We start from the raw sequence: 7,968 nt of genomic DNA, 5'->3' as shown, positions 1-7,968 counted from the left end.
GAAGTTGGTGGAATTCGTGTAGATGGACCAGCTGTTATTCTAATTAATCAAGAATAGCTAAAAATAGTTGAATGAACGAAGAAAAGGATCAGCCTTTACGAGAAGGGAAGATCCTTTTTGTTTGCTACGACTAATAATAGGATATACATATATTCCATCTGATGTGATGGGGTTAAAAGGAAGGAGAGGGTCGGGATTATCATAGTGGAAAGCTTAATATTGGTAGGATTTCTTTTTATGTTATATAAATTAGTTGCTTAAAAAAATTAATTATTTGAAACGATATATCGTTTCCTTTTTTAGGACGAAATTTATTTAATAGTGAAATAGATAATGTAAAGGAGGAATTTAGATGGATACAAGGAAAGCACGTATAAAATACGAGAAGATGACAAAGAACTATGACCGTATTTATGTAGTTTCGTTTTTCCTATTAATTGTACTTGTTTGTAGTAGTGTGATTATCATAGGAGCTACAGGGGGGGAATATGGAGTGTTTTTGTTGTTAGCAATTTTACTTAACGCACGTATTACTAAAGAATCTCAAAAAAAGTATGAGCAGTATTCTAATAAAGGGCGTATTTAAAATGATACATATCTTGAAAGGAACAACCTGGATGTACATTCAAAGTATCCCTATATCATCACCTATTAACTAGTAAAAGTAACCTTATATAAATAATTTTTTAGTAATTTAGGAATAGAAAACGTACCTTATCAAAATGTTATTTTCGTTCATATAATGAATTATCCTTCTAGCATATTTATAAGATTTATATCATATATTAAGAGAAAGAATGTAAGTTAGAAAGGAGTCTTATAGAATGAGTTATTTGGAGGGAAATGACTTGAGTGAACAAAATATGGTAAGTGTACCTAATCCCTACGTATATCAGACATTACAATCAGCAATTGGTAAACATGTGGTTATTGAAACTGTAAGAGGTAATGTAAGAGGAAAGTTAAAGGATGTGAAACCAGATCATTTGCTCATTGAAGATACGGTACCGTATATTGTACGTATTCAACAAATTGTATGGATTATGCCAAAACAATGATTAAATTACATCTAATTTGATTTATAACATATTGGTTTCATAGACGACTAAATAAAAACACAGGGTCTTATCTCTGTGTTTCTTCAAATTTTCGTTTTTGGATATATGCTTGAGCATGAATAATTTCTTTCTGAAGTTCTTTTAATTCTTCCGTAGATCCTGTTTCAATCCTCATGTACGTAGTAACTAGACTAATCATCATATCCATCTTCTCTACTATATTTTGAATGACCTGTTCAGATTGCTCTTTTTTAGGGTGTTGTATTGCCTTTAATACATTTTCCATATAATTGTTCTTTCTTTGCTGGATATCATAAATAAACTGTTTTGTGTTTGAGTTCATTTGTTTTCCCTCCGTTTTGGATATATTTCCATTCTATCATATTTGAATAGAAAATATTGGATTCCCCTACATTTACACCTGTCTCGTACATCTCCTCAAATATACAAACTAATTCCTTAACGTACAGGGAACTAATCGAAATGTGTCATTTTTATGTCTAAACGTACAATTTTCTTTTTTTGATATGGTGACCCCTAGTATTCTTGGGATCCCGCCACATGCCCATCAACCTAAGATTTTGAAGTATCCCCAAAACGAAAATTTCATCCTTTCATAGTTGTCCATAGAAATTTAGTTCATTTTTTTTGTTTTGGGGAAGAATGTATTTCTTAACTTGATAGCAATGTGTAAGTACCCCTATCCAACGAAGAAGGTAAAAATCAATAATAATTAAAACTAAGAATATAATTCCGGCCAAAATAAAACTTTGCGATCCTGACAATTGGATAATCGGTATCCCCATCCATTTATCAACAAACTTAATTAATACAAGTAATAGAATTGGAATCATAACCATTACATATATAATACTAAACTCTATTAATTTGCTTTTAAAAGAAGACATTTTTAATGCAACAACCGTTATTATAATAGAAAGAAGTAAAATGATTGGATACCCAATTAAATCTACATTTGAAATCGTTAGATGATGATTGGGATTGCTAAATAAAATGCTATTCAATATCCAATACCCACCAATACTAACAATTGAAGTAACGAGAGATTTTATATTTTCCCTTTTATCAACTTCCATCTCTTCAGCCAATTCTTCTGCATATTCTTTCGGTGAGTCTCCAAAAATATCCGTTACCGTCTTTCCTTCTTTTTCTCCTTCTATTAAATGAAGCTCAGCGTCTTCTAAAAAGTTATTTATATCATCTTCTTTTATTCCTTTTGTTAATAAATATACTTTCATATCAATCAAAAACTTTTTACCTTCTTTAGAAACGTTCATATGTAACCTCCTCGTCTAGATTACTTATTTTTGATTTCCTTTCATTGTTTCAGCGTTAGGAATACAGACTTTATCGTCTGCTTTCCTTTCCCTCTAACAACCGCTGCACACTACTTTGCATCGCTTCCCACCTTTCCATGAAATCATCTAATGCCTCTTCACCTTTTTCTGTTAATGTATAATATTTTCGCTTTGGACCAGATGGTGACTCCTTCATCGTACTCGTAATCAATCCTTCTTTTTGCATACGAATTAATAACGGATAAATACTTCCTTCACTTGCCATTGTAAAACCGTACTGTGCCAGTTTTTCACTCATTTCGTATCCGTATATTTCTCCTTCAGAAATAATAGCAAGCAAGCATCCTTCTAAAATACCTTTTAGCATTTGACTCGTCGACATTATTCAAATCCTCCTTCTATCTTGTTTTACAAGATAGATAAGTATAAGTATCTTGCTTTACCAAGTAGTATAACAAACAGTATTTTGCTTCACAAGATAGCTTGAGCATTTTTTCCAAAAGATTGCAGGATTTCCATCCTTATTTCTCTAAATAGAGCAATAGAGTTAACTATATTCATGAAAGGGATGGAATAAAAAATGTTTATAAATCGCGTTGTATTTTTAACAGGTGCCGCAAGCGGAATTGGATACGAAATGGGAAAAGCCTTTGCAAAAGAAGGCGCAACTGTAATGATTACAGATCGTTTAGAGGACAAGGCACAAGAGGCGGCGAAACAATTACAGAACGAAGGATATAAAGTATTTGGAATGCAATGTGATGTGACAGTAGAACAAGAGATTATACAAGCTATTTCTGAAACAGTTGCACGTTTTGGTTCACTTGATATATTAATTAATAACGCAGGTATGCAATATGTTTCTCCAATTGAAGATTTTCCAACTGAAAAATTTGAAATGCTTATTAAGATTATGCAAATTGCACCGTTTGTTGCGATAAAACATGCTTTTCCTATTATGAAAAAACAAAAATACGGACGCATCATTAATATAGCTTCTATTAATGGTCTTGTTGGTTTTGCTGGCAAATCTGCATATAACAGTGCCAAACACGGGGTAATTGGGCTCACAAAAGTAGCAGCATTAGAAGGTGCCGAGTGTAATATTACAGTAAATGCACTTTGTCCCGGCTACGTTGATACGCCTCTTGTTCGCAACCAACTTCAAGATTTAGCGATAACCAGAGATGTCCCGCTTGAACATGTATTAGAGGATGTCATTTACCCGCTTGTACCACAAAAAAGATTGCTTAGCGTGGAGGAAATTTCAGACTACGCCTTATTTTTAGCAAGTGAGAAAGCAAAAGGCATTACAGGACAAGCTGTTGTCATTGATGGTGGTTATACCGCACAGTAAAGTTCAGCAAATTTTTTCTTCTATTTAAATATATACAAAAACGGATTGTGCCTTTACCACACAATCCGTTTTCATCACATATTTTATCCCGCTACTTTTGGGCAGTAAGACCCCCACGAAAGCGAAGAAGATAGGCGGGGGATAACTGCCCCTAAGAGCCCGGTTGATTCAACTAACTATCAGTGGGGGATGAAGTCCCCCCACACTGATGAAAGTTTCACTTTATTTTGGAGCTTCATATCTTTGCATCTGCTTTGGTAACTTCTCAATCGCGACAATAACGCTATCTAACTTACTTTCAATTCTATGCAGTAAGTATAGCGTAACAACAATTGGAAAGCCAACATTGCCAATAACCGATATCCATTCCTCCATAGTCTCTCCTCCCTTCTTATTATAAGTAAGAGAGACTCCAAAAAAGTGGTAAATAAAAACAAGCTAAATCATTTTTGTTTTTCCGAATATCTTTGCGATTTTCACTTTATAATCCCTTTGCACCTCTAATAAAACAATACTTTTCTAAACATCTTCAATTGTAGTTAATGCCTTATATTCAACAATAGTCGGCAACTTCGTTTAATTCAAAAGAGCGATGGAATCTCCCTTCCAACTAATAGAACGAGGTACTGCTATGCTTATACTCACGCTTTTACTTCCTTCCCCAAAACAATAGAATCAAATAATATATGGAACAAACGAGCATCTGCATTTTCTGTTTTATGTAGAAGTAATTTTCTTCCTAACCGTAATGCATGCCTTTTTGCTTGTAACCTTGTTTCTTTATGAGAAATCTCATCTAAATCTGCAACATGCGCTAATCCAATTGTACGGCGAATGACCTCACATCCTGCAAATCCAACTGCATCAGTGAAAATATTGTTCAGTACAATTGGTAGCCATTGCTTTTCTCTCGTATACGGTTCTACGCCTTCGAGCATCCATAACCTTGTAAATGTTTCTACGAAAACACTCCATGTTTGCTCAATATGATAAAATAATACGCTGCGTTTGTTTTCTTCACGCGACAGTGCATTTAATAATAAATTCGCAATAAATTGACCTAGATCAAACCCTAACGGACCAAATGTCGCAAATTCTGGATCAATCACTTTCGTTTCTGAAGATGATGAAAATATACTTCCCGTATGTAAATCACCGTGAATTAATGATTCTTTTCGCGTCAAAAACTTATACTTACACTGCGCTACTTGTAGCTTCAAGTTTTTATCACACCAAAGTTCGTCAACAACACCCTGTAATTCTTCTTCATACTCATTTGTTTCATGGTTTGCAAATGGATCAGTAAATACAAGATCCTCTGTAATCTTACATAAATCAGGGTTTACAAACTGACTATCTAGCACTCTTTTTTCTTCTGCTTGTAGTCCGAAATCAGATGTGTAAAAAAGAACATGAGCTAAAAAACGCCCGATATGTTTGGATAATAGTGGATAGTCTTCCCCGTTTATCAATCCTTTTCTCGTTATCGTTAAAGCTGATAAATCTTCTATAGCACTAATCGCTAATGTTTCATCGTGCCCATATACTTTCGGTACATACTCTGGTACGTATTTTGCAAAAATTTGCAATGCATCACTTTCAATGGTTGCACGGCGTAAAGATAGCGGCCAACTTTCTCCTACTACCTTTGCGTATGGAAGAGCCTGCTTAAGAATCAATCCCTTCTTCCCATCACGTAAACGAAACACATAATTTAAATTCCCATCACCAATTTCTTCACAAGTGACAACTGCCTTTTCTGAAAAATAACTATTTTCTTTCGCATATGTAACGGCTGTTTCTTCTGTTAATTGTTTGTATCCCATTTTGATTCCCCCTAAATGTATTGGGGTTTTTCATCATAAAAAAACCCCTTTCGATGACGAAAGAGGTTTGAAGATTCACTTCTCCCCTCTTATCTATCAGAAAGTTTCTCTTTCTGTTGGAATTAGCACCGTGCCTTACTAGGCGCGAACTGTGCGCCCCATTTCACAATGGTATTACGGTCGGTTGCTGGGTTTCATCGGGCCAAATCCCTCCACCTGCTCTTGATAAGAGTATATAGTTGTCTAAATTTTTCAGTTTCTGTTGTTGACTATACCAAGAATAAAAATTACTTGTCAATACTTTTTTACTTATACAATTCTGAACGGCGATCAAAAAAAACAGGAATCCCTTTACGCACTTCAGCAACCTTCTTTACATCTAACGTTCCATGCAAAATCATTTCTGTTTCATCTGCCTCATTGACGACTTCTCCCCAAGGATCAATAATAAGCGAATGCCCTGCAAATACATTATTTAGATCACGTCCGGCACGATTGCACGCTACAACATAACATTGATTTTCAATTGCCCTTGCTTGAAGTAATAACCGCCAATGCGCTAAGCGAACAAGTGGCCACTCGGCTACAACGAATAATACTGTTGCCCCCTGTGCAGCATGAACGCGTACCCACTCTGGAAAACGAATATCATAACAAATTGTTCCTGCACACGACGTATCATCTAATATAAAGTGACCCGTTTTATTTCCAGCAATTAAATATTTATGCTCATCCATCAGTTGAAACAAGTGCACTTTACTATATTCAGCCACAATTTTCCCGCTTCGATTACTAATATACATTGTATTTGTAACACCTTTCTCTGTCTGCTTAGCAATCGATCCTCCAACAATATTCACACAATTTTGCTTACCCCACTTTGATAATAATTGTTTCGTGTATTTCCCATCTGGGTCAGCAATTTCAGGAAGACGTTCCAAATCATACCCTGTTGTCCATAACTCTGGTAATACAATAACGTCTGGCTTTTCCTTCATCGCTTCGTTTATTTTTTTTTCGGCATGTTCTATATTTTTTTCTACATTCCCAAAAGTAATATCCATTTGAATACAAGCAATTTTCATTGATTTCTCCCTACTCCCTTTTATTTTTTCTTTACAAAAAGTTGGAAAGATTATATTATTTGTCACTAGAATTGTAACAACTTTCAAAAGAGGTGGAAAGTATGAAACATTTTCAATCTTCCGAGTCATTAACATTATTACCAACACAATTTTTTGCTTCGCTCGTCACAAAAGTCAACAAAGCCGTGCAAGCTGGTCATGATATTATTAACTTAGGACAAGGAAATCCAGATCAGCCAACGCCAGCGCATATCGTAGCAGCGCTACAGCGTGCAGCAGAACAACCAATTCATCATAAATATCCGCCATTTCGCGGGCATGAAAGCTTAAAAGAAGCTGTCGCTACGTTTTATGAGCGTGAATACGATGTACAGTTAAATCCCAAAACCGAAGTAGCTGTTTTATTTGGCGGAAAAGCTGGATTAGTTGAATTACCGCTTTGTTTTACAAATCCAGGCGATACAATTCTCGTTCCTGATCCTGGCTATCCAGATTATTTATCAGGTGTTGCCTTAGCGAAAGCAAAACTTGCAACAATGCCATTATTAGCAGAAAATCATTTTTTACCTGATTATACAAAGATTGATTCCCAAACTGCTGAACAAGCAAAATTAATGTTTTTAAACTATCCGAACAATCCAACAGGAGCCATTGCAACAACAAAATTCTTCGAGAAAACTATATCGTTTGCAAACAAACATGACATTTTAGTTTGTCATGATTTCGCGTATGGTGCCATTGGCTTTGATGCTAAAAAGCCAATTAGTTTCTTACAAGTTGATGGAGCAAAAGATGTTGGCATTGAAATTTATACATTATCAAAAACATATAATATGGCAGGGTGGCGCATTGCGTTTGCTGTTGGGAATGAAAGTGTCATTGAAGCAATCAACTTATTACAGGATCATATGTATGTCAGTATTTTTGGTGCCGTGCAAGAAGCTGCTCGCCAAGCGTTATTAAGTCCGCAAACTTGCGTAGATGAACTAGTTGAACACTATGAATCTCGAAGAAATGCTTTGATTACTACCTGTCATTCTATCGGTTGGAATGTGGTTGCACCAAAAGGATCTTTTTTTGCATGGCTGCCTGTTCCAGATGGGTATACTTCAGAACAATTTGCTGATGTATTATTAGAGCAAGCTCACGTTGCCGTTGCACCAGGTGTCGGCTTTGGTACACATGGGGAAGGTTACATTCGCGTTGGCTTATTACATACAGAAGAACGCCTTCGCGAAGCGGTCCATAGAATTAATCAATTAAAAATTTTCAAAAAATCATTGACAACATAAAAATTCTCTGTCAGAATTCAGTTATCAAAAA

The 7,968-nt window shown here is 35.3% G+C and carries 10 protein-coding genes, 1 pseudogene and 1 riboswitch; of the genes and pseudogenes, 5 read left to right on the top strand and 6 right to left on the bottom strand.

Annotated features, from left to right (window positions below; all coding sequences use genetic code 11):
• From CN326_RS24340 to CN326_RS18955, 3 genes are all read left to right on the top strand, one after another.
• The coding region (locus CN326_RS24340; RefSeq protein ID WP_136997743.1) for a BC1881 family protein at nucleotides 1-57 on the top strand (57 nt) is incomplete at its 5' end.
• Between the two features lie 295 nt (nucleotides 58-352).
• A complete protein-coding gene (locus tag CN326_RS18960) occupies nucleotides 353-586 on the top strand; it encodes a hypothetical protein (protein WP_098310526.1) in 234 nt (77 codons plus the stop codon).
• A gap of 238 nt (nucleotides 587-824) precedes the next feature.
• Nucleotides 825-1,058 carry a YuzF family protein gene (locus CN326_RS18955; protein WP_002114671.1) on the top strand — a complete coding sequence of 78 codons (234 nt, stop codon included), beginning with the start codon at nucleotides 825-827 and terminating at the stop codon, nucleotides 1,056-1,058.
• 67 nt (nucleotides 1,059-1,125) lie between these two features.
• Here CN326_RS18955 and CN326_RS18950 read toward each other — a convergent pair whose 3' ends face one another.
• The 3 genes and pseudogenes from CN326_RS18950 to CN326_RS18940 form a co-directional block, all read right to left on the bottom strand.
• Entirely contained in the window at nucleotides 1,126-1,401 is a 276-nt protein-coding gene (locus tag CN326_RS18950) for a hypothetical protein (RefSeq protein WP_098310525.1), read from the bottom strand.
• Between the two features lie 349 nt (nucleotides 1,402-1,750).
• Nucleotides 1,751-2,356, bottom strand: a pseudogene (locus tag CN326_RS18945) (DUF1129 domain-containing protein); the annotation flags it as partial.
• Between the two features lie 70 nt (nucleotides 2,357-2,426).
• Nucleotides 2,427-2,759 (bottom strand): PadR family transcriptional regulator, encoded by a 333-nt coding sequence (locus tag CN326_RS18940; RefSeq protein ID WP_098310523.1) that lies wholly within the window; start codon nucleotides 2,757-2,759, stop codon nucleotides 2,427-2,429.
• 198 nt (nucleotides 2,760-2,957) lie between these two features.
• Here CN326_RS18940 and CN326_RS18935 point away from each other — a divergent pair, with 198 nt between their 5' ends.
• On the top strand, nucleotides 2,958-3,734 hold the full coding sequence (locus tag CN326_RS18935; RefSeq protein ID WP_098310522.1) for a 3-hydroxybutyrate dehydrogenase: 777 nt from the start codon (nucleotides 2,958-2,960) through the stop codon (nucleotides 3,732-3,734).
• Nucleotides 3,735-3,956: 222 nt separating this feature from the next.
• On the opposite strand, the gene CN326_RS18930 is transcribed toward CN326_RS18935, so the two are convergent.
• From CN326_RS18930 to CN326_RS18920, 3 genes are all read right to left on the bottom strand, one after another.
• A complete protein-coding gene (locus CN326_RS18930; RefSeq protein ID WP_098310521.1) occupies nucleotides 3,957-4,109 on the bottom strand; it encodes a YvrJ family protein in 153 nt (50 codons plus the stop codon).
• A 266-nt stretch (nucleotides 4,110-4,375) separates the two neighbouring features.
• The gene (gene mtnK / locus CN326_RS18925; protein WP_098310520.1) at nucleotides 4,376-5,560 is read right to left on the bottom strand and encodes an S-methyl-5-thioribose kinase; all 1,185 of its coding nucleotides are present in this window, start codon (nucleotides 5,558-5,560) and stop codon (nucleotides 4,376-4,378) included.
• A gap of 86 nt (nucleotides 5,561-5,646) precedes the next feature.
• Nucleotides 5,647-5,792: riboswitch (SAM riboswitch) on the bottom strand.
• A 73-nt stretch (nucleotides 5,793-5,865) separates the two neighbouring features.
• Nucleotides 5,866-6,732, bottom strand: coding sequence for a carbon-nitrogen family hydrolase (locus CN326_RS18920; protein WP_098310529.1), 867 nt, complete (start codon nucleotides 6,730-6,732; stop codon nucleotides 5,866-5,868).
• Nucleotides 6,733-6,746: 14 nt separating this feature from the next.
• On the opposite strand from CN326_RS18920, the gene CN326_RS18915 reads away from it, so the two are divergent.
• On the top strand, nucleotides 6,747-7,937 hold the full coding sequence (locus CN326_RS18915; protein WP_098310519.1) for a pyridoxal phosphate-dependent aminotransferase: 1,191 nt from the start codon (nucleotides 6,747-6,749) through the stop codon (nucleotides 7,935-7,937).
• Nucleotides 7,938-7,968: the final 31 nt, after the last annotated feature.

The sequence above is a fragment of the Bacillus sp. AFS018417 genome (assembly GCF_002560985.1).
Classification (GTDB): domain Bacteria; phylum Bacillota; class Bacilli; order Bacillales; family Bacillaceae_G; genus Bacillus_A; species Bacillus_A rhizoplanae.
This window is presented reverse-complemented; position numbering and strand designations above follow the sequence as displayed.